Consider the following 25,368-nt stretch of genomic DNA (forward strand, 5'->3'; position numbering starts at 1 on the left):
GAAGTGATAAATTATTCCGGTAAGCCGCTCGGGAGAGGTCTGTTCAAATGCGCTTGCGCAACCTCGGATTCCCGGCGAGTATGTAATCAGGAGGTGCTGTCCCATGTATGCGATTATCGCGGCGGGCGGCCGGCAATACCGTGTATCCCAGGGTGATGTAATCTACATCGACAAAGTCAACCAGGAAGCTGATTCCGCGATCTCCTTCGACGTGCTGATGATCGGCAGCGACGGAGATGTGAAAGTCGGTAACCCCGTTCTGGCGGGCGCGAAGGTCGAAGGCAAGGTGCTGGGCCAGGTAAAGGGTGAGAAGATCACCGTTTACAAGTACAAGAGCAAGAAGGGTTCCAGCCGGAAGCTCGGCCATCGTCAGCCGTACACCAAGGTGGAAATCACCGCCATCAACGCGTAATGATTTCCGCGGTACTGTATCAGGGGAGAGACGGGCTTGACGCGTGCCGGATTACCGGGCACAGCGGACAGGCGGAAAGCGGGCGCGACATTGTATGCGCTGCCGTATCCATCCTCGGATGCACCTGCGTGAACGCGATGGAAACCGTATGCGGCATCATTCCGGAAATTACGGAAAACGATGACGGCGTACTGGCGTTCCAGCTGCCGGAGATGAATACGGCGGATAACGCGAAAGCGCAGATTCTGATGGGCGCCCTGAAACAGGGACTGTCCGATCTGGCGGATGCATATCCGCAGTATGTAAGGCTCAGTGTGAAGAACACAACCCAGAATTGAACGGAGGAAACGACCATGATGAAGCTTAATCTGCAGCAGTTCGCTCATAAAAAGGGAATGGGTTCCACCCGGAACGGCCGCGACAGCGAGTCCAAGCGCCTTGGACCGAAGCGTGCCGACGGGCAGATGGCCCTGGCGGGCAACATTCTGGTTCGCCAGCGCGGCACCCACATCCATCCCGGCCTGAACGTGGGCATCGGCAAGGACGATACCCTGTTCGCCAAGGCTACCGGGATTGTCCGGTTCGAGCGTCTGGGCAAAGACCGCAAGCAGGTCTCCGTATATCCGGTTGAGACCGCGGCCGAAGCGCAGTAACAGAGAACTGACTGACAACGGGCTGTTGCGCCGCAACAGCCCGTTTTATTTTCACAACGCAATTAACCCGAACGGGTTAAAAATACGGAAACAGGAGGAAGGTACCATGGAATCCAAGCGCGGAACATTCTATATTACCACACCGATTTATTATCCATCCGGGAACATGACCATCGGCCATACTTATACGACAGTGGCGGCCGATACGATGACGCGCTTCAAGAAGATGACAGGTTATGACACCTACTTCCTGACCGGTACCGACGAGCATGGCCAGAAGATTGAGAAGAAGGCCGCAGAAGCCGGTGTGACCCCGATCCAATACGTGGACAAGATCGTGGCGGAGACCCAGGACCTGTGGAAGCTGATGAACATCCAGTATGATGATTTCATCCGCACCACAGAGGAACGCCATATCAAGGTTGTGCAGAAGATTTTCCGGCAATTCTGGGAGCAGGGGGATATCTACAAGGCGGAGTACGAAGGCATGTACTGTACGCCCTGTGAAAGCTTCTGGACGCCCACCCAGCTGGTGGAAAAGGACGGCGTGAAGGTTTGCCCGGACTGCGGGCGTCCCTGCCAGCCGATGCAGGAAGAAAGCTATTTCTTCAAGATGAGCAAGTACCAGGACTGGCTGATCGACTATATCGAGACGCATCCGGACTTTATCCAGCCGGCGAAACGGGCCAACGAGATGCTGACCAACTTCCTGCGGCCGGGCCTTCAGGACCTGTGCGTGAGCCGGACGAGCGTGAAGTGGGGCGTACCGGTGGACTTCGACGAGAAGCACACCGTGTATGTATGGATCGACGCGCTGAGCAACTACATCACCGCGCTGGGTTACGGCACGGAGCATGATGAACTGTACAAAAAGTACTGGCCGGCGGACGTGCACCTGGTCGGCAAGGAAATCGTACGTTTCCACACGATCTACTGGCCGATCATGCTGCATGCGCTGGGACTACCCCTGCCGAAGCAGGTGTTCGGCCACGGCTGGCTGCTGTTCGGCGCGGACCGGATGAGCAAATCCAAGGGCAATGTGGTCTATCCCGGCCCCATCGTGGCCCGCTACGGCGTGGATCCCCTGCGCTACTACCTGATGAGGGAAATGCCCTTCGGCGCGGACGGAAACTACACCAATGAATCCTTCCTGACCCGTATGAACGCGGACCTGGCCAACGACCTGGGCAACCTGGTGAGCCGGACTGTGGCGATGATCGAGAAGTACTTCGGCGGAGAAGTGCCGGCTGAGACGGCCGCGGTGGACCCGGAAACCGACCTGCCGCTGAAAGAGCACTGCGCCGCGCTGCCCGCCCTGGTGGAGGAGCAGATGGACAAGCTGCAGTTCTCCCAGGCGCTGGCGGAAATCTGGAAGGTCATCGGCGAGTGCAACAAGTATATTGATGTGACACAGCCCTGGGTGCTGGGCAAGGATCCGGAGAAGAAGGACCGCCTGGCCAATGTGATGCGGAACCTTGCGGAGTGCGTGCGGTTTGCCGCCGTGCTGATCGGGCCGTTCATGCCCTCAACGCCGGAACGCATCTTCGAGCAGCTGGGTGTGGAAAACCCGGAACTGAAGACGTGGGATTCCCTGAATGCATTCGGCGGCATTACGGCCGGCACGAAGGTCCACAAGGGTGAAGCGCTGTTCCCCCGCATTGACGTGAACAAGGAACTGGAAGCGCTCGCAGGACCGGCACCGGAAGAAAAGAAAGAAGAAAAACCTGCCGAAAAGCCGGAGAAGAAGGAAAAGAAGGAAGCCAAGCATGATGAGCCGGAATACCCGGCTGAGATTGCGATCGACGATTTCTTCAAGTGCAAAATCCAGGTGGCGCGCGTGCTGGCCTGTGAGAAGGTGGAAAAGAGCAGCAAGCTGCTGAAGTTCCGCCTGGGCCTGGGCAAGGACGGGGAACGCACCGTGGTGAGCGGCATCCAGAAGTGGTATGATCCCGAAACGCTGGTGGGCACCCAGGTGGCGGTGATTACCAACCTGAAGCCCGCAAAGCTGGCCGGCATCGAGAGCCAGGGCATGATCCTGAGCGCGCTGGATGACAACGGCAGCCTGCGGCTGGTGACCGTCGGCGAAGGCGTCGAGGATGGCGCACTGATCGGATGATGGAATGGTTTGACAGCCACTGCCATGTGGACGAAGAACAATTTGACGAAGACCGGGAAGCCGTGCTTGCGCGTATGCGGGAGCACGGCATTACCCGTTACGCGGTAATCGGCAGCGACATGGCCACCTCCCGCCGGGCAATTGAGTTTGCCCGGACGCATGAGGGGGCTGTGGCTGTGGGCGGCATCCACCCGCATGAGGCGAAGTTCTTCCGGGAGGAAGACACCGAAGAAATCCGGACATGGTACCGGGAAGGAAAGATCCGCGCGATCGGCGAAATCGGGCTGGATTACTACTATGACCACAGCCCGCGGGATGTGCAGCGCGAGGTCTGCATCCGCCAGATGGAACTGGCCTGGGAAATCGGCGCGCCGGTGGCGTACCATATCCGGGACGCGCATGGCGAAATGATCGAGATTATGCGCGGGATGAAGGACCGCCTGACCGGCGGTATCATCCACTGCTTTTCCGGCAGCGCGGAAACCGCGAAGGAATACCTGCGGCTGGGATATTACATCTCCTTTGCCGGGCCGCTGACCTTCAAAAAGGCGCCGAAGCTGACGGAAGCCGCGAAGATTGTTCCGAAGGACCGGCTGCTGATTGAGACGGACAGCCCGTACATGGCGCCGGAACCCGTATGCGGCCGGCGGAATGAACCGACGAACGTCCGTTACGTCGGCCTGAAGCTCGCGGAGCTGCGCGGGGAGGACCCGGAAGAAACCGCCGCCTATACAACGGAAAACGCCATGAAGGTATACGGAATCAGATAACAGGAAAACCGCTGCGAATGCAGCGGTTTTCATTTTCAGGCTGGGTTTCAGCCCTTTTTCTTTTCACAGGAGGCGGCAGCCGGACACCCGCCGCAGCCGCAGGAGCAGCCGTTCCGGCGGCTTTTCCGCGCGGAACGGAAAGCCAGCAGGGCTGCGGCGGCAACCACCGCGAGAATTGCGATATCCCAGAATCCCATGACGGCACCTCCTTACGACAGGCCGAACAGGCGGCCGATGAGCTGCACCAGCGCCGCGAGAATCCAGGCCAGGCCGCACTGCCAGACGACCACAATGAGCGCCCATTTACGACCCATTTCCCGGCGAATGGAGGCAACGGCCGCCACACAGGGCGTGTAAAGCAGGCTGAAAACCAGCATGGATACTGCGGTGAGCGTGCTGATCATGGCGGTGATACCCTCCGGAGAATCGAACAGCATCTGCATGACGGATACAACACTTTCCTTGGCCATAAAGCCACTGATCAGCGATGTGACGATGCGCCAATCGCCAAGGCCCGCCGGACTCATCAGCGGGGCAATCAGGCCCGCGATTGCGGCCAGAATGCTGTCGTGTGAGTCTTCGACAATATTGAGGCGGAAATCAAAGGTCTGCAGGAACCAGATTACCAGCGTAGCGATCAGGATTACAGTGAACGCGCGGTGCAGGAAGTCGCGGGATTTTTCCCAAAGCAGCTGGAGCACATTGCGCGGGCTGGGAAGGCGGTAATTCGGGAGTTCCATGACGAAGGGTACAGCCTCGCCCTTAAACAGTGTGTTCTTGAACAAAAACGCCACAAGGATTCCGACGATAATCCCGAGCAGGTATAAGCCGGTAATAATCAGCCAGGAGGCCTTCGGGAAGAACGCGGTGACAAAGAAACCGTAGATTGGCAGTTTGGCGGTACAGGACATGAACGGCGTGAGCAGGATGGTCATGCGGCGGTCCCGGTCGCTGGGCAGGGTGCGGGTGGACATGACAGCCGGGACAGTACAGCCGAAACCGATCAGCATCGGTACAATACTGCGGCCGGAGAGGCCGATTTTCCGCAGCAGCTTGTCCATGAAGAATGCGACGCGGGCTACGTACCCACTGTCCTCCAGGATGGACAGGAAGAAGAACAGTGTGACGATGATCGGCAGGAAGCTGACCACGGTTCCGACACTCTCGAATATTCCGTGGAGCACCAGGTTCTGGATGGTATCATTTACACCGGCAGCCTGCATCGCGGTTTCTGTGAGGCCGGCCAGGGCATCGATTCCGGACTGCAGGAGATCCTGCAGGAAGGGACCGATGAGGAAGAATGTCAGGAAGAAAATGAGCGCCATGATGGCCACGAAGGCGGGAATGGCGGTGAATCGGCCGGTGAGGAAACTGTCAATCTTCCGGCTGCGGATATGCTCCCTGCTTTCCTTCGGCTTGATGACACAGGATTCGCAGACCCTGCGGATATAGGCAAAGCGCATATCGGCGATGGCGGCGCTGTGATCGAGCCCGCGCTCGGACTCCATCTGCAGCACAATATGCTCCAGCATTTCACGCTCATTGCCGTCCAGCTCCAGGGATTCAGTCACAGCGGGATCTCCCTCGAGCAGCTTGGAGGCGGCGAAGCGAAGCGGCAGGCCGGCCCGATTCGCATGGTCCTCGATCAGATGCTCCACCGCATGCAGCGCCCGGTGAACGGCACCGCCGTTGTCATCGGAGGAACAGAAATCCTGTTCCACCGGCTTTTCCTGGTATTTTGCGATATGGACCGCATGGCGGACCAGTTCGTCCACGCCGGAATTCTTTGCGGCAGAGATCGGAACGACCGGGACACCGAGCATGGCTTCCATCGTATTGATATCGACGGTGCCGCCGTTGCCGGTGAGCTCGTCCATCATATTGAGGGCGACCACCATGGGCACGTTCATCTCGAGTAGCTGCATCGTGAGGTACAGGTTGCGCTCCATGTTCGTGGCATCCACGATGTTGATGATTGCCTTTGGCTTCTGCTGCAGGACAAAATTCCTGGAGACCAGTTCCTCGGCGGAATACGGGGACATGGAGTAGATGCCCGGCAGGTCGGTGATCCGGGTGTTTTCCTGGCCGCGCATCATGCCGTCCTTCCGGTCGACGGTAACGCCGGGGAAATTGCCGACATGCTGGCTGGAACCGGTCAGCTGGTTGAACAGCGTGGTTTTGCCGCTGTTCTGGTTACCGACCAGCGCAAATGTGAGCATGGTTCCTTCCGGCAGGGGATCGCCGCTGCCCTTGGGGTGGAATTTTCCCTCTTCACCAAGGCCCGGATGATCCGTTTTTTTTCGCTCCGGTTCCGTAACACGGGATTCCTCCCTTTTCTCCAGCAGGGTGACCGAAATCTTTTCCGCGTCCGCCAGGCGAAGCGTCAGTTCGTATTCATGAATCCGCAGCTCCAGCGGATCGCCCATGGGAGCAAACTGCACCAGGGTAACATCTGTACCGGGGATAACGCCCATATCCAGGAAATGCTGGCGCAGCGCGCCCTCTCCGCCGACAATATCAATCCGGGCGGACTGGCCGGGTTTCAGTTCGTTCAGGTTCATCAGTGTGCCAGCTCCTTACTCCGTGCAATGTCAATATCCGACAAGTATGATACCACAAACCTGCCCGGATGCAATGGAAAAAAACGTTAAAAAATGATACACTGTCGGTAACATAGTTTGATCAAACAAAGTGCGCAGAACCGGAACGGAAAGGAGGGAGAAACATGCGGCGCGGAAATCCGCTGTTTACGCGTGAGGAACGGGAAGTATATGCCCTGATTTCCCGGAACGACGGGCTGAAGGCCCGGGAGATCGCACGGGAGACCGGGATGGAGAAGACGGATATCAGCCGCCTGCTGTTCTCTTCCGCCCTGATGCGGGAAATGTGCTACCAGGACCGGGAATACCGCTGGCATGCCCTGATCCGCCAGGCACCGGTACATGAAGGCCTGTACGAGTTTTCCGGATGGTACGGAACGGTGAAGGAATTTATGGAAGCCCCGGAGGAAGAGTGGCTGGCCGGGCTGGAGGAAGGCTGCCGGCGGATCGGGCGCAACCTGAACGATACCCGCGGCCTGATCCATTCCTTCCGGGACTGCGGGGAGACGATGCGGAATCTCTTCCGGGACCTGCGGGAAATGACAGACGGCGGATTTGAGGACTGGGAAATTGTGTTTGAATTCCGCCTGAACCGGGCCCGGATGATCCGGATCTATGCCGACGTACTGGTGATTACCCGGGAACGGGTGTTCTCCCTGGAATTCAAGATGAAGAGCAGCATCGACCCGGATGAAGTGGCCCAGGCGGCCAAATACAGCCCTTACCTGGAGGTCGTTTTCGGGGACGGGTATGACATTATTCCGGCGCTGGTACTGACCGGCGCGGCCGACCTGTTTACGTTTACCCCGGTCGGCGGAACGGACGCGGAGATTCCGGTATGCTCCGGCGATATGCTATTCAACGTCCTGAATGAATATATCGGATTCCTGGAATAGGAAAGGAACACAATGATCCGAAAACCGGGGAAACTGAATGACCGGATTCATCATGGCAGATACGGACAAATCAACCGCCTTATTTATGGGCGGCTGCTCAAAAAAATCTTTCCACAACCGGCAAGATATGATATACTGACAGGTGGAAATATACTCCCCGTACGACCGGAACGAAAAGGAGCGTACAGCGTATGAGCATGAGGAAAATCGGCATACTGACGAGCGGCGGCGACAGCCCCGGAATGAATGCCGCGGTTATGTCTGTGGCGCGCAGCGCCGCCCTGTACGGCATTCCCCTGATTGGAATCAAGCGGGGATACAACGGCCTGCTGCGGAAGCGGCTGGATATCCGGGAGGACCTGCAGGAACTTCACCTCGAGACAGTCCTGGATATTGCGGACGAACCCGGTACCTTCCTGCGGACGGCCCGGTGCGATGAATTCCGGGATCCCAAGTACCAGGAGATTGCGGTTCAGACCCTGCGGGCCATGGAAATCGACGGCCTGGTGGTTGTCGGCGGCGACGGAAGCTTCCGGGGCGCGAAAGCCCTGTGCGATCTCGGCGTTCCGACGATCGGGATTCCCGGTACAATCGACAATGACCTGGGATACACCGAAATGACGCTGGGCTACGATACCGCCGTGAACGTCTGCGTGGACGCGATCCGCAAGATCCGGGCCACTTCCCGCAGCCACGACCGGCCGGCAGTGGTGGAAGTGATGGGCCGCCACTGCGGCGATATTGCCCTGACGGCAGCGGTTTCCACCGGCAGTGAGATCGTGGTTGTTCCGGAAGTGCCGTGGAAGGTGGAAGAGGTGGCGCGGCAGCTGCGGCGCCAGCTGGAAAAAGGCAACACCCGGGCCACAATCATTATGGCGGAAGGCTGCTACGAAGCCATGGCGCCGTTTGACCTGTACGGATATCTGACCACCCACGGAAAGCCCTGCTATGAGGGCGAACCCATGAGCGCCGTGCGTTTTGCCTCCGTAATGAAGCGGATGTGCGGCATGGTGGAAGCCCGTGCAACGGTGATCGGCTACGTACAGCGCGGTGCGGAACCCACCGCCCGCGACAGTTCCTTTGCCTTTGAAGCCGGCAACCTGGCAGTCCGCCTCCTGCGGGACGGCATCAGCAACCAGGTGATCGGCATGCAGAAGGGCAGCGTCATGTACATGCCCATTGACGAAGCCCTGCGGCATAAGAAGAGATTCAACAGGCCGCTGTATGACCTGGTGAACTCCCTGTAAGCGAAAGATCAGCATATAACACATCCGCCGGCCCAAAGCCGGCGGATGATTCTTTATGAAATGCTCACACAAAACGGCCGGACCGGCAGATTCCCTGCGGGTCCTTCTTCAGGAAATCCGGCGTCGTTATTCGGCAGACTGTGTTGCGGCCTTTGCCGCGGCGGTTTCCCGTTTGGTGACGCGGCGCTTGTGGATGGAATCGAAGATGGAATCAAAGATCAGGAGAAAAAGCAGGCCAAAAGCCAGGATCTGCAGGATGTTGACGATCAGATCCAGGATCGCGTTCATATTGGAAAAGAGCCCCTCAAACATGGATATTCCTCCCATTCCGGATAGTTGTCATTATCTTTATTATTTCGCTGCAGAAGCGAGTTTTCCTGCCGGCTGGGTGACATGCCGGAAAAAGAAACGGGAGACGGGGATTCTCCCGCCTCCCTGCCGGCTCAGACCGGCATCAGCAGAGTGGACATTGCTTTCTTCTGCGATTCCTCCGGCAGTTTCAGCCTGCCGCTGTCCAGAAGGTTCCGGAGACAGCTGTGAATAAAACGCCCGTCCGAATACATGATATACTGCGCTTCGAATTCACTGGCTTTCCGCATATGCGGAGGGAAGCTGTCCACCATGGCTTTGATATACGGATCCCGCAGCTGGCGGAATTTGTCGGCATTCTTTTCCCGGATGCGGCGGCCGACAGCCAGAAGGTCATCCCGGAGCTGTTCGTTTTCCAGGATTACAATCTGCCATTCGGCACGGCCTTTATCCGTGATCCGGACCAGTCCCCGTTCTGCCAGCCAGGCGTATTCGTCCACGGAGAGTTTCTCCTTCTGTTCCCGGGCATACAGGGCGAGGATTTTTGAAGCGTCATCCTGGATGCTCATCGCCCGGTCCTGCAGGTTTTCGGACCATTCACTGCCGACCTGCCAGAGCATATGCTTTCCATTTCCGTTCCAGCAGGGACCGAACCACTGATTCATGGTGTCATAGTCTTCGGGCATTTCTCCCTTGATATACGCATGGAAAATATTGATTCCTCCGTCTTTCCGGACGGTTGCCGCTTCCTCAAAGGAAACGCTCTTTTCCATCATGGAGTCTCCTGAACAGGCAGCGATCCATGGAATCAGTGCCCAAAGCAGGAAGTTCCGGTCGTTTTTCCAGGCGCAAGTGAGGGCGGGTGAGTCCATCAGTCCGCCGGATACCAGTTCATCATACAGCGCACCCGCGAAAAGATCCGCGGCAGCGTTGTACATATCGGTTTCCATCCGCTGGAGTTTGATATCCGGCACACTGATCAGCATATCGGCCAGGTATTTCCCGTTCCGTTCCTTCAGGAAACCATATTCCGCCAGGTAGGCAGCCTCGCCGGACACATAGACCGGGGAAACGCCCATTTCATCGGCGATCTCATTGACCGTTTTCCAGGAGTCCCGCACACAGAAGCAGATATTCTGGACCAGCGGGCTGCGGAACATATCAAAGATATCCTTTTCACCAACGCTTCCGTTAATTCCGTATCCGGCAAATTCCACCGGATTGTATTTCAGATCTCCGGGTTCTCTCATTTTCTCCATTCCTTTCTTCAGCTCTTTCTTCGCTTCGAACAGATGCCATTTTACGGTACCGACAGGGATGCCGAAATCCCGGGCAATCTGTTCCTGTTTCCTGTGATCAATATAATAGGCGATTACGATTTTCCGCTGCATTTCGGACAGGTAGGCGATCTCCTTCTTCAGGCGGTCAACCGTTTCCCGGTTATCCTCCGATTCCTCCGCTGAGAAGGCGGGGACGTCCCCGATCTCCTCCATCGGGATGCCGACCCGGCTGCGGGATGCATCCCGGTAGTAGTTGCAGAGTGTGTTATGCGCCACAGTCCAGACGTAACGGTCCATGTCCTCCACATCGTTACGCAGCAGCAGGGTGCGGTATAACCGGAGGAGAATCTCCTGGGAAAGGTCTTCCGCATCTTCTGCAGTACGGCAGCGTTTGAGCGCAAAGCCGAGCACAGGTTTCAGGTACGGTTCCAGGACTGTTTCCATATCCCTGTTTCCCATGGGAGTCCTCCTTTCCGGCATCCGCCGTTTTTTGAAAGCTTTCACCTATACAGACACAGCGCGAAGAAAAAGGTTGGGAATTGGAAAAAATTTTTTTTACCGGCTGCCGGAAGTCAGCTGCCGCTCAATCGCGTCAATACGCTGGCTCAGGGTCGGATGGGAGTACTCCAGCTTTACCAGCAGGGGCGAGGGGGCCAGGTCCGCAAAATTCCGGCGGGCCAGCTTTTTCAGCCCGCTGATGAGATGCTCTCCGTATCCTTCCTTTACAGCTTGGGCATCCGCCCGGTATTCCGCCTTCCGGGAGACATAATTCATAAGCAGCCCGAAGAGCGGGGCAACCAGCGCAAACTCCACGCTCATAATCAGGATCAGCGCAAAACCATAATTGATATCCGCAAAGCCAAAGGCCCGGAAGATTTCCGGAGTCCGCAGGGTCAGCCAGGCCAGAACGGCCAGGACCAGCATCTGGACGAAACTGAGGACCTGACGCTTCATGGTATCTTTGTGAAGCCCGTGGCCGAGCTCATGGGCAAAGACCGCACAGATCTCATCCGGTGTCATGGATTCCACGAGCGTATCATACAGTACGATGGTTTTCATTTTACCGAAGCCTGCGAAGTAGGCGTTGGTTTTGGTGGTCCGGCGGGAAGCATCCATGACTTTGATATCCCGGACGGTAAAGCCATGCTTTTCCAGCAGGGCAACCAGCTTATCCCGCAGCTCGCCATCCTCCAGGGGCGTGAATTTGTTGAAGATCCGGCTGAAAACCGGATACAGGAAGGCAATGCCGAGCATCAGCAGGGTCATCAGCACGGCAAAGGCCAGGATCAGCCAGTCCCCGAGCCAATGATGGACGCCCATCAGGAGGGCGGCAATGCCGGTGTTGATGAGCAGGTTGATGACAAAATCCTTGATCTGGTCCGCCCAGAAGGTTTTGGGTGTCGCCTTGTTGAAGCCGTATTTTTCCTCAATGACCATGGTGCTGTGCCAGGAAAAGGGAATCATCACCAGGGAAGCAAGAGAGGAAAGCAGCATGACAGCGAACAGCTGCAGGAATTTATCCCCCTGCGGGAAAAGCCCGGCAAATGCGGCATATACGTTGAATGCCAGCAGAACCATTTCCACAATAAAGGATGCTGTGGATGAAATGATGCCCAGACGGGACTTTTCCGCGTGATAGGCCCGCCATTTCCGGTAGGTTTCCGGATCATACACATCCGCGACATTCACCGGAACAGGATTCCGGGCTGACCGCATATGGATGACAGCCAGCGTTATCTGATAAAGATAAATCACAGTAAAAACAATGAGTGCCAATGCTTTGAAGTCCATGATCTTTCCTCCCAAATTTATTGCGGTGCTGTAAACAGTATATTCCGACAATGGCCGGATTAACAGGGTGAAACCTGAAAAATACATATTTGTATTTTTTCCTTGCGACGGATTGAAATAAACCGTTGACATGGAAAGGGGATTATGGTAGAATCCCATTTGTTTGAAGCAGAGGCTTACCCGTCTCTCACCTTGCGCGGCACAGGCCGCCGGGTAACAGGAATTCCCCGAACGGGGATTGATTTGCTGGCAGAGCGACGGGTTGTTACCCGCCGCTTTTACTATTACAGGAGGTGCATGGACATCGCAACCGAACTGATGATCAATGAGGAAATCCGCGACAGAGAGGTTCGCCTGATCGACGAGAACGGCGAGCAGCTCGGAGTCATGCCCACGCAGCAGGCGCTGCAGCTGGCGGAGGAGAGAGGCTATGACCTGGCCAAGATCCAGCCGTCCGCGGTACCGCCGGTATGCAAGCTGCTGGATTATGACAAGTACCGCTATGAGCAATCCAAGCGGGAACGGGAGAACCGCAAGAATCAGCGCGTTGTCGACATCAAGGAAGTGCAGTTGTCTGCCACCATCGAAGAAAACGATGTGAACACCAAGGCAAAGATGGCATTCCGCTTCCTCGAGAACGGCGACAAGGTTAAGGTTTCCATCCGCTTCCGCGGCCGCCAGATCACGCACAGCGAAATCGGCATGAAGGTTATGCTGGACTTTGCTGAGCGCTGCAAGGACGTCAGTATGGTGGAACGCCGCCCGCTGCTGGATGGCCGCAACATGATCATGATCCTGGCTCCCAAAGCCGTGAAGGCATCTTTCGCCGAAAGAAAGGCGAAGAGGGAGAATGCAGCCTCGAAAGAGACGCAGGAATAACCGCACTGGAAGGAGGACATCAACATGCCTAAACAGAAATCCCACCGCGGAGCTGCCAAGCGCTTCTCATTTACCAAGTCCGGTATTGTCAAGCATAAGCAGATGAACGCCAATCATCAGGTTCACCTGAAGACCACCAAACGTACCCGTCACCTGCGGAATACCGGCATTGTGGACAATGCCGCAGAAGCCCGCACGATTCATAAGCTGCTGCCTTATAAGTAAGCCCAAAACCGGCAAGGAGGAGAAAAAGCATGGCACGCATTAAGAGGGCCGTCAGCGCCCATAAGAGCCGCCGTAAGGTCATGAAGCTGGCGAAGGGTTACTGGGGAGCAAAATCCAAGCAGTACCGCGCCGCGAAAGAACAGGTTGCCCGCAGCCTGCGTTACGCATTCGTCGGACGGAAACTCCGCAAGCGTGAGTTCCGCCGTCTGTGGATCACCCGTATCAACGCTGCTGCCCGGCTGAACGGAATGAGCTATTCCACGTTCATCGCCGGACTGAAGAAGCAGAACATCGAAGTCAACCGCAAGATGCTGGCTGACCTGGCCGTCAACGACGCCGCCGGTTTCGCCAAGCTGGTTGAGATCGCGAAGCAGTAAAGAGCGATACGGCATAAAAGACCGGAAGAGCAGGGATGTTTCCCTCGAAGCCGGTCTTTTCTTTTGCCTTTTTTGCGGGGGAAACGGAAAACCTTCTGCCCCTGCAGCCCCGGATATGGTATAATATGCGGCGGAGAATAAAACAGGAGGACAGGAGAACATGAGACGCTGGATATCCCTGCTGCTGGTACTGCTGATGATGGGCGGGCTGGTGACCGCCGCTGCCGAGGAGACGAAAGACATGAAAAACTTTGTATTTGAGGATGAAATCCCCGCGGAACTGACCCGTGCGCCCAAACAGAAAGGCGGCACCGTGACCAAGTTTGCCTATCCTTCAAAGGATTATACCAACGATCAGGCGGAAATAACAAAGTTTGCGGCCCTGTACCTGCCGCCGGACTATTCGGAGGACAACCGGTATGACCTGCTGGTGCTGTGCCACGGAATCGGCGGGACGGAACTGGAATGGGGATTCATGAATGCTTACAGCATCGGCCGGAATGTACTGGACAACCTGATCCTGAAGGGGATCATTCCCCCGATGATCGTCGTGATGCCGAACGGCCGGTCCACCGCCAAAGCCTACAACACCAGCTTTGACAATATGGGAAGTTTCTACGTATTCGGCCAGGAACTGCGGAACGACCTCCTGCCCTATGTGGACGTCCATTACGCGACTTACGGACATGATACCCAGGATGACCTGACCGCATCCCGCAATCACCGCGCGATGGCCGGCCTGAGCATGGGCGGTATGCAGACGATCAACATCGGGCTGTGTGAATGCCTGGACCTGTTTTCCATGTTCGGCGCGTTTTCCGCTGCACCCACCAGCAATCCGGCGGCTACGGTGGCACAGAAGCTGAAGGATTTCCCGGATTACCCGGTCCGCTACTTCTACAGCGTATGCGGCACGGAAGACGGTACCGCGTACGGCGCTGCGTCCGCTGCGGCCAAGGAACTGCCGAAGCATACCGACCGCCTGACAGAAGAAAACTGGCACTGGCAGGAACGTTCCGGCGGACACGACTTCGCCATCTGGAACCTGGGACTGTACAACTTCGCCCGGGTGATGGGAGAACTGCACGAATAAAAAAACCGGTCTGAAGCGGGAACTATTTCCCCGGATGAAACGTCATACTGACAGAGGGGTGAAAAACACCCCCGGAAGGAGGAAATAACCCATGCGTAAACTGACTGCTTTGATTCTGGCCCTGATGGTGCTGGCGGCAAGCGCCGCGGCCCTGGCGGATACGGAGATTACAGTTTCCGGAGAAGGAAACATCCTGGTGTCGGCAGATACCGCTGTGGTGAACATCGGCGTGAATATCCGCGACAAGAACGCGCTGAAAGCGCAGCAGCACGCGAATGAAGTGATTGCCGCGGTGCGGAAAACCCTGACGGAGAACGGGATTGCCGCAGAGGACATCAACACCGGATATGTGGAGCTGTTTACCATCTATGATTATGACTACAGCTCCGGTTCAGACGCGGTGAGCATGTACACGGCAAATTCCATGCTGGCAATCCAGCTGAAGGACATGACCCAGGTGGGCAAGGTGATTGACCTGGCATTCGGCGCAGGCGCGAATTCACTGAATGGCGTTTCTTTCTCCGCTTCCGATACGGACGCGGCCCGGAAGGAAGCACTGAAGGCAGCCGTGGAGCAGGCCCGTGTTAAGGCGGAAGTGCTGGCGGAAGCGGCCGGCCTGAAGATTACCGGGATCGAAGCCATCAACGAAGGCGGGACCTACAGCTTTGACAGCGGCCTGAACAATTTCCGCTCCAAGGGGATGGCGGATGAAGCCGCTGTGGCAGAGACTGTGGTGCAGGCCGCGAAGATCCAGGTCAACTCCACGGTGAACATCACCTTCAAGGCGGAATAAGAACCCAATGGCCATACAAAACAGGAAGCCAAACGGCTTCCTGTTTTTTGCGGCAGTCTGCGATAACCGCGGGATTTCCAGCTTCAGGGAGGAATCAGCCTTCCTGCTCCTTCAGCTCGGAGATGATCTTCATTCCGGCGGAAACACCCAGGCGGGATGCTCCCGCATCCAGCATGGCTTTTGCTTCCGCCCAGCTGCGGATGCCGCCGGATGCCTTGACGCATACATCCGGTCCGCAGTTGGCGTGCATCAGTTCCACATGGGCGGCGGTGGCACCGCCGGTGCCGAAACCCGTGCTCGTTTTGATGAAGTCCGGCTTTACGCGGGAGGCGATCTTTGCCGCCTCGGCGATTTCCTCATCGGCGAGGTAGCAGGTTTCGAAAATCACCTTGACCGCGGTACCGGTTTTCCGGGCAACGGCAGTGAGAGCGGCCATCTCTTCCTCAATATAGGCGTAGTCATGCTCCTTCAGCTTTCCGACATTCAGGACATAGTCAAATTCCTGGCAGCCGTCCGCCACGGCATTCTCCGCTTCGTTCACCTTTTCCGCAATGGTGGTCTGCCCCAGGGGGAAGGAGATCACCGTACAGGTCAGCACCCCGGTGCCGGCCAGCTGTTCCCGGCAAAATTTCACAAACACGGGATTGACACAGACGGACTTGAAGCCGTTGGCAGCGGCTTCCGCGCACAGCTTCCGGATATCTTCCGTAGACGCGAACGCTTTCAGATTGGTATGATCCACCATACCGGCGACCTGCGTGGCAGTATATTTCATAAATCATTCCTCCAGATATGAGATTGTATTCGGGATTCCGGGTCCCTTTATAAAATTATACAGTCAACTGGAGATGAAATGCAAGAGATTTCAGACTGTATCCGGGATGCAGCTGAAAGAAAAACGCTTGACATGGAGCCAGCTTTAACCGTTATACTTGATGCAGGTCCGAAAGGACCGGAAAAACGGACGTCCGGAAGGACAGGGGAGAATCATAATGGATTTCCTGAATGCTTACACATTCGGCTTCTGCGAAAAACGCGGGTTTACAGAACGGGAAGGCTGGAAGGATTCGCTGGAGAAGATGGCCCGGTCCACCGGCTGCAATGCGGTGATCCTGCCCGTTGTTGCCTGGCAGGACCACACCTATTCCACCCGGATTGATACGGATACCCCGGACGTGATTTCCGAAGAGGATGTACGGCGTGTATGCGAACACGCACGCGCCCTGGGCCTGAAAATCATCATCAAGGCCATGGTCAACTGCCGGGACGGATACTGGCGGGCATATATCCATTTCTTTGACCATGAAGTGGAGGGAGAAGCCCGCTGGAGCGACTGGTTCCGGCCATGGACCAAGTTTGTCTGCAAGGCAGCGGATATGGCGCGGGAAAACAATGCCGATATGTTCTGCGCCGGATGTGAGATGGTCGGCACCAACCACCGGGAGGCGGAATGGCGGCAGCTGCTGGCAGAAGTGCGGAAGCACTACAGCGGCCCGGTGACGTACAACTGCGACAAATACCAGGAGGATCCAATCACCTGGTGGGACGCGGTCGACGTCATCTCTTCCTCCGGGTATTATCCGATCGACCGGCTGGACGACAACATGGAGCGGATCCGGAAAGTAGCAGAAAAGTTCGGCAAGCCGTTCATGTTTATGGAGTGCGGATGCCCCGCGCGCAACGGAAGCGAATACCGGCCGAACGACTGGGCATTTGGCGGGGAGACTGATCCGGAAGCCCAGAACAAATGGTACCGGGCGTTCACCGAAGCGCTGAGACGGCATCCGTTTGTCCGCGGCACCGGCTGGTGGGACTGGCCGGGAAGCCGGCTATATCCGGAAGAGGCCGGGAAGAACCATAACGGATACTGTACCTGGGGAAAACCGGCCAATGAAATCCTCAGGGCATTTTCGAAAGTTTGCCGGTAAGGCATAGATGATACAACAAGGGGAAAACAAGGAAGTCCATCCAATGCGCGAAAGCGCATTTTTTCTGTAACGTTTTCTGTTCCAATGCAACTAACTGTGCGAAAGGAGGTGATGAGGGTGCCGGATTCCGAAACAGTATACCTGCAATACAGGGATATGGTATACGGATATCTGTTCAGGCAGTGCCAGAGCCATGACCTTGCGGAAGAGCTCACGCAGGAGACATTTTACCAGGCGCTGAAAAAGTGGAACGCGTTCCGGGGACAAAGCGACATCGGTACATGGCTGTGCTCGATTGCCCGGAACCAGTATTACCAGGTACTCCGGAAGAAAAAGGAGCTGCCTGCGGAGAATCCGGATCGGGAATCCGCACCGGACTTTGCGGAGATGGTGATCAACCGCGGTATCGCAATCGACGCATATAAAGCCCTTCATCACCTGCCGGAGCCCTACCGGGAAGTGTTTTCCCTGCGCACCTTCAGCGATCTCAATTACCGGGAAATATCCGAGGTTTTCGGCAAAACGGAAAGCTGGGCGCGGGTGACCTGCTACAGGGCAAAGCAGATGCTGCAGGAAGAACTGAAAGGAGCGGAAACGCATGAATAAAGACTGTGCGATGGCCCGGGACCTGATGCCGCTGGTGATTGACAACGTAGCCAGCGATGAGAGCCGGGAATTTGTGGAGAACCATATGGCCGGGTGCGATGAATGCTGTGCGGTATATGAAGAGATGAAAAAGGACATTCCCGCAAAAACGGAACAGGAAAAGGGAAGCGAGCAGGAAGTCTTTTCCAGGGCAGCCGGCAAGCTGAAACGAAAAAAAAGACTGCGCATTCTGCGGAACGTCCTGCTGGGGGTGCTGATCGGGTGTATCGCACTTTTTGGCAGCCTGGTGGCTTTTGACAGGATTACCCAGGCCAGGGAACCGATTTATTACGGATTCTACAGCGTCTATCTGTCAGAACTGAAGAGCGGGGACATCGTTTTTACCATGGATTACCACGGAAGCTTCGATGAACTGGGAGCTATGGTGAAATCCGCGGTTGAGAAGGATGAAACAACCGGCGAAGAAAAGAATGTGCTGTATGTGTACTTGGAGAAATACCGGCTGAACCGGAAGACAGAATATGCCAGGCAGAACGGCGGCTTCATGAGAATCTCCGCCAAAGAGCTGCAGGAATGCGATGAAATCCGCCAGGGTGTGCCATCTGAGTACAGGACAATCTGGACAAAGAACGTGAAAATTGACCAAGCTTCCGAACAGATGGAAGAGTATTACTACTGGGAGAATATCGACCGCCAGTTATGGGATCGTGCGTATGAAACACCGGACGGAAAAGGCTTTTTCGCGAGTCACGAAATGCATATATGCGAAGACCTGATAACAGCAAAGCAATTTGCGGTTGAGAGCACTGTTCCGGAATGGCAGCCCAGGACCGAACCATTATTCCATGGGGGTGAAATTGACCAGAGAACAATCAACTGGCTGCTGTCGGAACTGCAGGATTACGGTATTGACATCGGAGATCCAACACCATACGGGATCCCCCAACCCTATGATGAACCGCACAGCGCAGAATAACTCAACTGCGTGAAAAGGAAAGGGCACCGGCAGATCAGCCGGTGCCCGGATTTATATCAGGAAGTATGCTGCCCGTTTACGAAAGATTCCTTTTGCAGTCCATCCAGAGCAAGGTGCTCAGCACGATTTCCCCGATGACGATGAAAGCGGCCACAGCAATGCTGCCCAGAAGGAAATACAGCACAAGCGCGCCGACTGTTTCCACAATGGAGATGACCAGGTAAGCCTTGCTGTCATACGCCCAGCTGAAAGGCAGGAGATGCGCGCCGAAGACCATGGCATAAACCATCACCATATATTCCGGAGCCCGGCTGAAAGCCCACATGACAATAAGAATGTACAGGAACTGGTTCAGAGTGTTGAGGAGCGCCAGTTTGTTGACCGGGTTGGGGGTCTTCCGGAAAATATCCGCCCCGACGACCTTTGAGAACAGGATGGCCAGCGGCATCAGCAGGACGCAGCAGACAAACGTGCACATATTCTTTACGGAAAGATCCAGATCCAGGGACTGTACGACCAGGATCAGCCCCCAAATCACCACCGATGCCAGGACGAACGGAAGGCCCTTTTTCATAGCCTTCTGGGCATCCTTTTTCAGTACATTCAGGCCGGCGATTGCTTCCTTCAGGTTTGTGCTTTCCATTTATGTTTCCTCCATGGACAATTTTATATATTTTATCAATCAAACGAAATTTATTCAATACAGATTTGCCATTTACGGTTTTCATGGTTGCTGGCTGCGATATGGATAAAAAAGCGGCATCCGGGGATGCCGCGAGGAAAAGGGGGAAAAAAAACAGAGAAGGCAGGGGTACCGGTTCAGGCCTGGCCGCGCATATGGTCAAAGCATACGAGCACGGAACGCATATCCTCCGGCAGGATGGACACGCATTTCTCCTTCAGGGCAGCCGGAACGCCGTAGAATGCTTCCGCAATGCTGCCGGCAATGCAGGTGAGGGTATCGCAGTCCCCACCGAGGGAAACGGCGGTACGGATGACATCCTCAAAGCTGTTCCCCTCCAGGAAAGCTGTGATGGCTTCCGGAACGGTTTTCTGGCAGCTTTCCACATGACGGTACGTCGGACGGATTTCATCGCAGGTGCGGGAAAGATCGTAACCAAACTCCCGGGTGATATACTGACGGATATCCTCCTTTGTACTGCCATGACGTGCCAGCCAGATGGCTGCGGCGACCGATTCCGCACCCTTGATTCCTTCCGGATGGTTATGGGTGACTTCCGCAGTGAGGCGGGCCATCGCACGGGTTTCCGGCAGGGAATCAAACAGCCAGCCGGCCGGGGAAACGCGCATGGCGGATCCGTTGCCGAAACTGCCGTAGGGCTCCGGGTTTTCCGCAGTCAGCCACCAGCGGAACATTCCGCCGTATCCGGCATCGGGGTAAGCGGCGCCCCATTCCCGCATGGAATCCACCAGCGCCCGGCGGATTTCCTCCGGCTTCTTTCCGCGGGTATTCATCAGCGCTTCCGCCACGGCGATGGTCATCACAGAATCATCCGTATATGCGGGCCGGCTGCTGAACAGCGGAAAGTTTTTGGATTTGTTTCCCCGGTCGAACTCATACGGTTCCCCGATGATGTCTCCCAGAATCGCTCCGTACATACCAAAGCACCTCCTGTTACCGGCTGACTGCCGTTTGTTGTTCTTCTGCCTCTGCTTCGGGCAATTCTAGGAAACAGAGGACGCCGTTATCCAGCACATAGAGGATGGTGCCTTCGGCCGTATCGCCGATTTTGTCATACAGGCGGCCGGCGCTCCAGCTTTTCCCCAGGACAGTGCGCGGGCTGTTGGACACATAACCGACCTGGCCAAGCCCTTCCATCATGACTTTGATGGCTTCCTGATCGTGCTCATTATCAGGTTCTTTCTCCAGACGGACCGGCATATCCTTTTCCATAAATTCCTGCCCGAACCGGAACTGCGTGCCGGTGATGGTGAAGTAGATCTTCATGTTTTCCCCTCCTTGTTCAGTCAGCTGATTTACGCGGCGCGGACTTCCCAGAAACCGCCCAGGATCTCCCTGGAAAGATCGTATTTTGCCCAGGCGAGGATCGCGGCGTCACTGGGACCGGGAGTAACGGCATTCCGGATCATCCGCCGGCACGCGAGGCTTCCCGCTGTGACATACCTGGGAGTGAATCCGCCGAAAGCGGCTTCCCGGATGGCTTTCATGATTCCCCTGGTCCTCTGTACAGATTTCATATTTTCTTCCTCCGTTCTGTTCCTGTTTCTGTTCCCTGCATACTTATGCTACCAAATTCGATGTTGCATTTTTTGAACATCACAGTTATGATTATTCCAGAAAAAAAAGGGGGATAAACGCACATGCCGACGGAAAGCGGAAAGAAGATTATTATCCTGTATATCCTGCAGATCCTGCGCCGGTATACGGATGCTGACCACACCATGACGCAGCAGCAGATTGCGGAAAAGCTTCGGGACGAATACGGGCTGGAAGTCAATCGCGCCACGGTGAAACGCAATATCGCGGACCTGATTGACGCCGGGTATGATATCCAGTACACAGAGGTCGTGCGGACCCATACAGACCGTAAGACCGGGGAAAAGGAAGAAAACACCGTATATACCAACCTGTACTTTGAGCATGAGTTTACCGAACCGGAGCTTCATATGCTGATTGACGGCCTGCTGTTTTCCCGCTCGGTGCCGTATAAGCAGCGGAAGCAGCTGATTGACAAGCTCGGAAAGCTCTCCAGCGCTTATTTCAACCAGCGGATGAACCATGTGCACTGCATGTCAGCGGATTCCCCGCAGAACCCGGAGCTGTTCCATACCATCGATATCCTGGATGAGGCAATTACAGCCGGGAAACAGGTTGAGATTACCTATAACTACTATGGAACGGACATGAAACTGCATCCCGGAATGAACGCAGACGGCACCGTGAAACGCCAGACGCTGAATCCCTACCAGATGGTGGCCAGTGAGGGGCGGTATTACCTGATCTGCAACAATGACCATCACGATACGGTTTCCAACTACCGCATTGACCGGATTACGGATATTGCCCTGCTGGAGACTCCGGTGAAACCGAAAAGCCAGGTTGAAGGGCTGGAAGACGGGCTGAATCTCCAGGACTATGTGTACCAGAACCTGAACATGTTTTCCGGAAAGGCGGAAAAGGTGGAATTTGTGACTGCGAAAGGTGCGGTCAGCCTGATCATTGACTTTTTCGGACGGCATGTTTCATTCCATGAGCAGGAAGACGGAAAAGTATCCTGCCGCCTGCTGGTGAGCACGGAGGCCATGAAACACTGGGCGGTGGAACACGCGAATATTGTACGGGTTGTATCGCCGGCCAGCCTGGTTGAGGATATCCGGACCGAGCTGAGGAAAGCGGCTGCCCTGTATGAAATGAACGGAAATGACGAATGATCATGTACCCCGGACAGAAGGAGGAAAGATTATGAATCCCGCAATGAACAAACGAAACGAACTGCTGGCCCAGACCGTGATCAGAGGACTGAAATCCCGCAATATGAGCGGGTATTACGCACCGTCTCGCGAGGAAGCACTGCGGATTGCGCTGGAACTGATCCCGGAAGGTTCGTCCGTAACAATGGGAGGCGCGATGAGCGCGCATGAGGTCGGACTGGTGGACGCGCTGAAGAACGGGAATTATCATTTTATTGACCGGGACGCATATGAAGACAAGCGGGCGGCAATGCTGGCCGCATACGACGCGGACGTATTCCTGAGCAGCGCGAATGCCATTACTTCCGACGGAGTGATGGTGAATATTGACGGAAATTCAAACCGGGTATCCGCGATTGCGCAGGGACCGAAAAAGGTGGTTTTCATTGTCGGGATGAACAAGGTGTGTGCTGATATTGACGGGGCGATCAAACGCGCCCGCAATGTAGCCGCACCGATCAATGCCCAACGGTTCGCCCTGAGCACACCGTGCTCCAAAACCGGCGCCTGCATGAACTGCAAGTCGCCGGATACGATCTGCTGCCAGATCCTGATCACGCGCTATTCCCGCCATACGGACCGGATTCATGTGATCCTGGTAAATGACAGCCTTGGTTTCTGACACTGGAGGATCCCTGTTTCAAAACGAACGGGTATATGGTATATTGATTCCGGAAAGAAAAAAAGAATATGAGGTGATACGGTGCAGATCTATGAGGAAGATGGAAAGCTGGTTATCCAGCCTTCCGGTTCAATCCGGTCGGACAATGCGGCAGAGCTGGAAACAGAGATCCGGAAAGCCGCGGCGGAGCACCCCAGGCTGCCGCTGGTGATTGACGCGCGGGGGATTACCTACATCTCCAGCTCCGGGCTTCGCGTGCTGCTGGCCCTGCAGAAGGAACTGCCGAAGGCACCGGTGATCCGCAATGTCACACCGGAGGTATATGATATTTTTGAAGTAACCGGATTCAATACCCTGATGGATATCCGGAAAAAGATGCGGGAAATCTCCGTGGACAACTGCCGGGAGATCGGCCGGGGCGCCATCGGAACGGTATACCGGTATGACGGGGATACCATTGTGAAGGTGTACAAAGGCGGGGAAGAGATGATTCCCGTGATCCGTGCGGAACGGGAACGGGCACGCAAAGCCTTCCTGCTGGGCATTCCCACCGCGATCCCGTTTGATACGGTGAAGGCGGGAGACTGCTATGGGGCCATGTTTGAGATGGTCAACGCCGAGAACCTGAACAAGCAGGTAATCCGGGATCCGGAACAGATTCCGGGCATCATTCACCGGTATGTGGAACTGCTGAAATCCATTCACGCACTGGAAGCAGCCCCCGGGGATCTGCCGGATGCCCGCAGGGTTTTTGTGACGGTTGCAGAACGGATGGCCGGGGATATCGGGAAAAGAAACGCCGGAAGGGTGATCAAAATGCTGGAAGCGATGCCGGAAAACCGGCACATCCTGCACGGAGACGCCCACCTAATGAACGTGATGGATTCCAACGGAACCCTGATGATGATCGATATGGATACGCTGAGCACCGGAGATCCGGTGTTTGAGTTCGGAGCGCTCTATACGAGCTATATTTCATTCTCGGAGGATGATCCGGGCAATACGCTGAAATTCCACGGCCTTTCCGAAGAAACCTGTACCCGGATTTTCTCGGAAACCCTGCGGGAATACCTCGGCAATCCGGATGAAGAAGCAATCAAAAAAGCAAGGCAAAAGATTGCCCTGCTCGGCTGCCTGCGGTTTATTGATGTGCTGGACAAGGAATTCCCGGATGATGCCCTTCGGAAGCTGCGGTACCGCCATACTGCAGAACATATCGCGGAGCTGCTCCCACAGATTGATTCCCTGACACTGTAAGCGGTTTTACCACTTGTTACGGACCTTCTCGGCAAAGCCGGTAAGGTCCTTTATTACGACCTTTTGCCCGTCATCGAGGACGGCTGTTCCGGAAAAGCGGCCGAAGACCTGGTGCTGGTCTGAACAGATCAGCTTCAGGTCTATTTTTGCGCTGCGGTCCATCAGGGGGATGAAGTCCATTTCAAACCGGCCGTCATCGCTGCTGAACTTCCACGGGGACATGAAATCGTCTTTTCCGTCCGCGGATGGGATTTCAAATTTCACCTGGGAAAGCTTATGCGCTTTTCCGTTGTAAAACAGCATGTTTTCGCTGGCGGCGGAGGTGTCGCCGAAACCATAACCGATGTTGAACCCAAACGGCACACCGCCGGCAATGCCTGAGGCAGATCCCCAGTACCAGGTATTGTCATACGTCCAGACTCCGCGGCCCCAGTCCAGGACGCCGAAATCCTCCGAAGGATCAAACTGATATACACTGTCTCCGAATTTTACCGTACCATCCGCCCGCATGCAGTTGATCTTCTGGTTGTAATAGAAAGCCGTGGGCTTTTTCGGGAAGGGCGTCGCGATGACCATGGTTTCTTCCGGCGCATCTGTCAGCGTGACATCAAACGAGATTCCGGTTTCCCCGGAAAAACGGTCCATCTGTCCGTAAAGATGCCGCGATTTCCCGTCATTGTCAAAGTGGATTTCATACCCTTTTCCGCAGACCCGGATATTGCCGGATGCGGAGGAGAAGGGGAGATCCCGTTTCGCGATAAACGGCAGGGACATCCGGGACGTCGTGACCTGACTGTTCTTTTCAAAATCAAGCATGGAGATGCTGTCCATCGTCATGTATCCGTTATCGGCGACGGTAAGCGCCAGGGCAAAACGATCTGTACAGATGCAGTAATAATCCCATTCCTTCAGCCGGAACCTGGAAGCCCTGACACGTGAACGGTCATACTGACGGATCTGAGAGAGCGCGTATCCTTTTTCGATCAGGTGTCCGCTTTCGTCAAGGAGCGGGCCGGGTACAGTGATGCGGTGCTGCATAATGATGCCTCCCGGATATTGATGATGTGTCTGTATCTGGAATTATT

At 55.6% G+C, this 25,368-nt stretch carries 29 protein-coding genes; 18 read left to right on the forward strand and 11 right to left on the reverse strand.

The window, feature by feature from the left end; all coding sequences use genetic code 11:
• The first annotated feature begins 103 nt into the window (after nucleotides 1–103).
• From rplU to JNO48_13745, 5 genes are all read left to right on the forward strand, one after another.
• Nucleotides 104–412: a 50S ribosomal protein L21 gene (gene rplU, locus JNO48_13725; protein QTE68226.1), complete on the forward strand. Its 309-nt coding sequence runs from the start codon at nucleotides 104–106 to the stop codon at nucleotides 410–412.
• The gene (locus JNO48_13730; GenBank protein QTE68227.1) at nucleotides 412–750 is read left to right on the forward strand and encodes a ribosomal-processing cysteine protease Prp; all 339 of its coding nucleotides are present in this window, start codon (nucleotides 412–414) and stop codon (nucleotides 748–750) included. The genes rplU and JNO48_13730 overlap by 1 nt, the downstream gene beginning before the upstream one ends.
• A 15-nt stretch (nucleotides 751–765) precedes the next feature.
• The gene (rpmA, locus tag JNO48_13735) at nucleotides 766–1,065 is read left to right on the forward strand and encodes a 50S ribosomal protein L27 (GenBank protein QTE68228.1); all 300 of its coding nucleotides are present in this window, start codon (nucleotides 766–768) and stop codon (nucleotides 1,063–1,065) included.
• Nucleotides 1,066–1,171: 106 nt separating this feature from the next.
• Nucleotides 1,172–3,181, forward strand: coding sequence for a methionine--tRNA ligase (gene metG / locus JNO48_13740; protein ID QTE68229.1), 2,010 nt, complete (start codon nucleotides 1,172–1,174; stop codon nucleotides 3,179–3,181).
• On the forward strand, nucleotides 3,178–3,951 hold the full coding sequence (locus JNO48_13745; GenBank protein QTE68230.1) for a TatD family hydrolase: 774 nt from the start codon (nucleotides 3,178–3,180) through the stop codon (nucleotides 3,949–3,951). Before metG ends, JNO48_13745 begins: the two co-directional genes overlap by 4 nt.
• Before the next feature lie 47 nt (nucleotides 3,952–3,998).
• On the opposite strand, the gene JNO48_13750 is transcribed toward JNO48_13745, so the two are convergent.
• Together JNO48_13750 and feoB are read right to left on the reverse strand one after the other, a co-directional pair.
• Nucleotides 3,999–4,148, reverse strand: coding sequence for a FeoB-associated Cys-rich membrane protein (locus JNO48_13750; protein QTE68231.1), 150 nt, complete (start codon nucleotides 4,146–4,148; stop codon nucleotides 3,999–4,001).
• 12 nt (nucleotides 4,149–4,160) lie between these two features.
• Nucleotides 4,161–6,512 (reverse strand): ferrous iron transport protein B, encoded by a 2,352-nt coding sequence (gene feoB, locus JNO48_13755; protein ID QTE68232.1) that lies wholly within the window; start codon nucleotides 6,510–6,512, stop codon nucleotides 4,161–4,163.
• A 164-nt stretch (nucleotides 6,513–6,676) separates the two neighbouring features.
• Between feoB and JNO48_13760 the strand changes: the two genes are divergently transcribed.
• The gene (locus JNO48_13760) at nucleotides 6,677–7,447 is read left to right on the forward strand and encodes a MarR family transcriptional regulator (protein ID QTE68233.1); all 771 of its coding nucleotides are present in this window, start codon (nucleotides 6,677–6,679) and stop codon (nucleotides 7,445–7,447) included.
• Nucleotides 7,448–7,644: 197 nt separating this feature from the next.
• On the forward strand, nucleotides 7,645–8,694 hold the full coding sequence (locus tag JNO48_13765; GenBank protein ID QTE69774.1) for an ATP-dependent 6-phosphofructokinase: 1,050 nt from the start codon (nucleotides 7,645–7,647) through the stop codon (nucleotides 8,692–8,694).
• Nucleotides 8,695–8,820: 126 nt separating this feature from the next.
• Here the strand turns inward: JNO48_13765 and JNO48_13770 are convergent, their stop codons facing one another.
• The 3 genes from JNO48_13770 to JNO48_13780 all read right to left on the reverse strand — a co-directional run bounded on the left by JNO48_13770 (nucleotide 8,821) and on the right by JNO48_13780 (nucleotide 12,074).
• Complete coding sequence (locus tag JNO48_13770) at nucleotides 8,821–9,006, reverse strand: hypothetical protein (GenBank protein QTE68234.1); 186 nt, start codon at nucleotides 9,004–9,006, stop codon at nucleotides 8,821–8,823.
• A gap of 131 nt (nucleotides 9,007–9,137) precedes the next feature.
• Nucleotides 9,138–10,742: an RNA polymerase sigma factor gene (locus JNO48_13775; GenBank protein QTE68235.1), complete on the reverse strand. Its 1,605-nt coding sequence runs from the start codon at nucleotides 10,740–10,742 to the stop codon at nucleotides 9,138–9,140.
• A 96-nt stretch (nucleotides 10,743–10,838) separates the two neighbouring features.
• Nucleotides 10,839–12,074, reverse strand: a complete 1,236-nt coding sequence (locus JNO48_13780) for a M48 family metallopeptidase (GenBank protein QTE68236.1) — start codon at nucleotides 12,072–12,074, stop codon at nucleotides 10,839–10,841.
• Nucleotides 12,075–12,392: 318 nt separating this feature from the next.
• Here JNO48_13780 and infC point away from each other — a divergent pair, with 318 nt between their 5' ends.
• From infC to JNO48_13805, 5 genes are all read left to right on the forward strand, one after another.
• Nucleotides 12,393–12,953 carry a translation initiation factor IF-3 gene (gene infC, locus JNO48_13785; protein ID QTE69775.1) on the forward strand — a complete coding sequence of 187 codons (561 nt, stop codon included), beginning with the start codon at nucleotides 12,393–12,395 and terminating at the stop codon, nucleotides 12,951–12,953.
• A gap of 24 nt (nucleotides 12,954–12,977) precedes the next feature.
• Nucleotides 12,978–13,178, forward strand: a complete 201-nt coding sequence (rpmI, locus tag JNO48_13790) for a 50S ribosomal protein L35 (GenBank protein QTE68237.1) — start codon at nucleotides 12,978–12,980, stop codon at nucleotides 13,176–13,178.
• Between the two features lie 29 nt (nucleotides 13,179–13,207).
• Nucleotides 13,208–13,555, forward strand: a complete 348-nt coding sequence (gene rplT, locus JNO48_13795) for a 50S ribosomal protein L20 (protein QTE68238.1) — start codon at nucleotides 13,208–13,210, stop codon at nucleotides 13,553–13,555.
• A 160-nt stretch (nucleotides 13,556–13,715) separates the two neighbouring features.
• A complete protein-coding gene (locus JNO48_13800) occupies nucleotides 13,716–14,648 on the forward strand; it encodes a hypothetical protein (protein QTE68239.1) in 933 nt (310 codons plus the stop codon).
• A 91-nt stretch (nucleotides 14,649–14,739) separates the two neighbouring features.
• Nucleotides 14,740–15,441: an SIMPL domain-containing protein gene (locus JNO48_13805; protein QTE68240.1), complete on the forward strand. Its 702-nt coding sequence runs from the start codon at nucleotides 14,740–14,742 to the stop codon at nucleotides 15,439–15,441.
• Nucleotides 15,442–15,535: 94 nt separating this feature from the next.
• On the opposite strand, the gene deoC is transcribed toward JNO48_13805, so the two are convergent.
• A complete protein-coding gene (gene deoC / locus JNO48_13810) occupies nucleotides 15,536–16,216 on the reverse strand; it encodes a deoxyribose-phosphate aldolase (protein QTE68241.1) in 681 nt (226 codons plus the stop codon).
• Nucleotides 16,217–16,433: 217 nt separating this feature from the next.
• Between deoC and JNO48_13815 the strand changes: the two genes are divergently transcribed.
• The 3 genes from JNO48_13815 to JNO48_13825 all read left to right on the forward strand — a co-directional run bounded on the left by JNO48_13815 (nucleotide 16,434) and on the right by JNO48_13825 (nucleotide 18,951).
• Nucleotides 16,434–17,369, forward strand: coding sequence for a 1,4-beta-xylanase (locus tag JNO48_13815; protein QTE68242.1), 936 nt, complete (start codon nucleotides 16,434–16,436; stop codon nucleotides 17,367–17,369).
• Nucleotides 17,370–17,486: 117 nt separating this feature from the next.
• Nucleotides 17,487–17,975, forward strand: a complete 489-nt coding sequence (locus tag JNO48_13820; GenBank protein QTE68243.1) for a sigma-70 family RNA polymerase sigma factor — start codon at nucleotides 17,487–17,489, stop codon at nucleotides 17,973–17,975.
• Nucleotides 17,968–18,951 carry a zf-HC2 domain-containing protein gene (locus JNO48_13825; GenBank protein QTE68244.1) on the forward strand — a complete coding sequence of 328 codons (984 nt, stop codon included), beginning with the start codon at nucleotides 17,968–17,970 and terminating at the stop codon, nucleotides 18,949–18,951. The genes JNO48_13820 and JNO48_13825 overlap by 8 nt, the downstream gene beginning before the upstream one ends.
• A 76-nt stretch (nucleotides 18,952–19,027) precedes the next feature.
• On the opposite strand, the gene JNO48_13830 is transcribed toward JNO48_13825, so the two are convergent.
• The 4 genes from JNO48_13830 to JNO48_13845 form a co-directional block, all read right to left on the reverse strand.
• Nucleotides 19,028–19,594, reverse strand: a complete 567-nt coding sequence (locus JNO48_13830) for a hypothetical protein (protein ID QTE68245.1) — start codon at nucleotides 19,592–19,594, stop codon at nucleotides 19,028–19,030.
• A gap of 176 nt (nucleotides 19,595–19,770) precedes the next feature.
• Complete coding sequence (locus tag JNO48_13835) at nucleotides 19,771–20,571, reverse strand: ADP-ribosylglycohydrolase family protein (protein ID QTE68246.1); 801 nt, start codon at nucleotides 20,569–20,571, stop codon at nucleotides 19,771–19,773.
• A gap of 16 nt (nucleotides 20,572–20,587) precedes the next feature.
• Nucleotides 20,588–20,920: an HIRAN domain-containing protein gene (locus JNO48_13840; GenBank protein ID QTE68247.1), complete on the reverse strand. Its 333-nt coding sequence runs from the start codon at nucleotides 20,918–20,920 to the stop codon at nucleotides 20,588–20,590.
• Nucleotides 20,921–20,949: 29 nt separating this feature from the next.
• A complete protein-coding gene (locus tag JNO48_13845) occupies nucleotides 20,950–21,171 on the reverse strand; it encodes a hypothetical protein (protein ID QTE68248.1) in 222 nt (73 codons plus the stop codon).
• Nucleotides 21,172–21,294: 123 nt separating this feature from the next.
• On the opposite strand from JNO48_13845, the gene JNO48_13850 reads away from it, so the two are divergent.
• The 3 genes from JNO48_13850 (at nucleotide 21,295) to JNO48_13860 (ending at nucleotide 24,283) form a co-directional block, all read left to right on the forward strand.
• Nucleotides 21,295–22,365, forward strand: coding sequence for a WYL domain-containing transcriptional regulator (locus tag JNO48_13850; GenBank protein ID QTE68249.1), 1,071 nt, complete (start codon nucleotides 21,295–21,297; stop codon nucleotides 22,363–22,365).
• 31 nt (nucleotides 22,366–22,396) lie between these two features.
• Nucleotides 22,397–23,026 (forward strand): lactate utilization protein, encoded by a 630-nt coding sequence (locus JNO48_13855; protein QTE68250.1) that lies wholly within the window; start codon nucleotides 22,397–22,399, stop codon nucleotides 23,024–23,026.
• Nucleotides 23,027–23,107: 81 nt separating this feature from the next.
• A complete protein-coding gene (locus JNO48_13860; protein QTE68251.1) occupies nucleotides 23,108–24,283 on the forward strand; it encodes a phosphotransferase in 1,176 nt (391 codons plus the stop codon).
• A 6-nt stretch (nucleotides 24,284–24,289) separates the two neighbouring features.
• On the opposite strand, the gene JNO48_13865 is transcribed toward JNO48_13860, so the two are convergent.
• Nucleotides 24,290–25,321, reverse strand: a complete 1,032-nt coding sequence (locus tag JNO48_13865; protein QTE68252.1) for a DUF2804 domain-containing protein — start codon at nucleotides 25,319–25,321, stop codon at nucleotides 24,290–24,292.
• Nucleotides 25,322–25,368 lie beyond the last annotated feature (47 nt).

Source organism: Clostridiales bacterium, from assembly GCA_017569285.1.
Lineage (GTDB): Bacteria > Bacillota > Clostridia > Christensenellales > Aristaeellaceae > Aristaeella.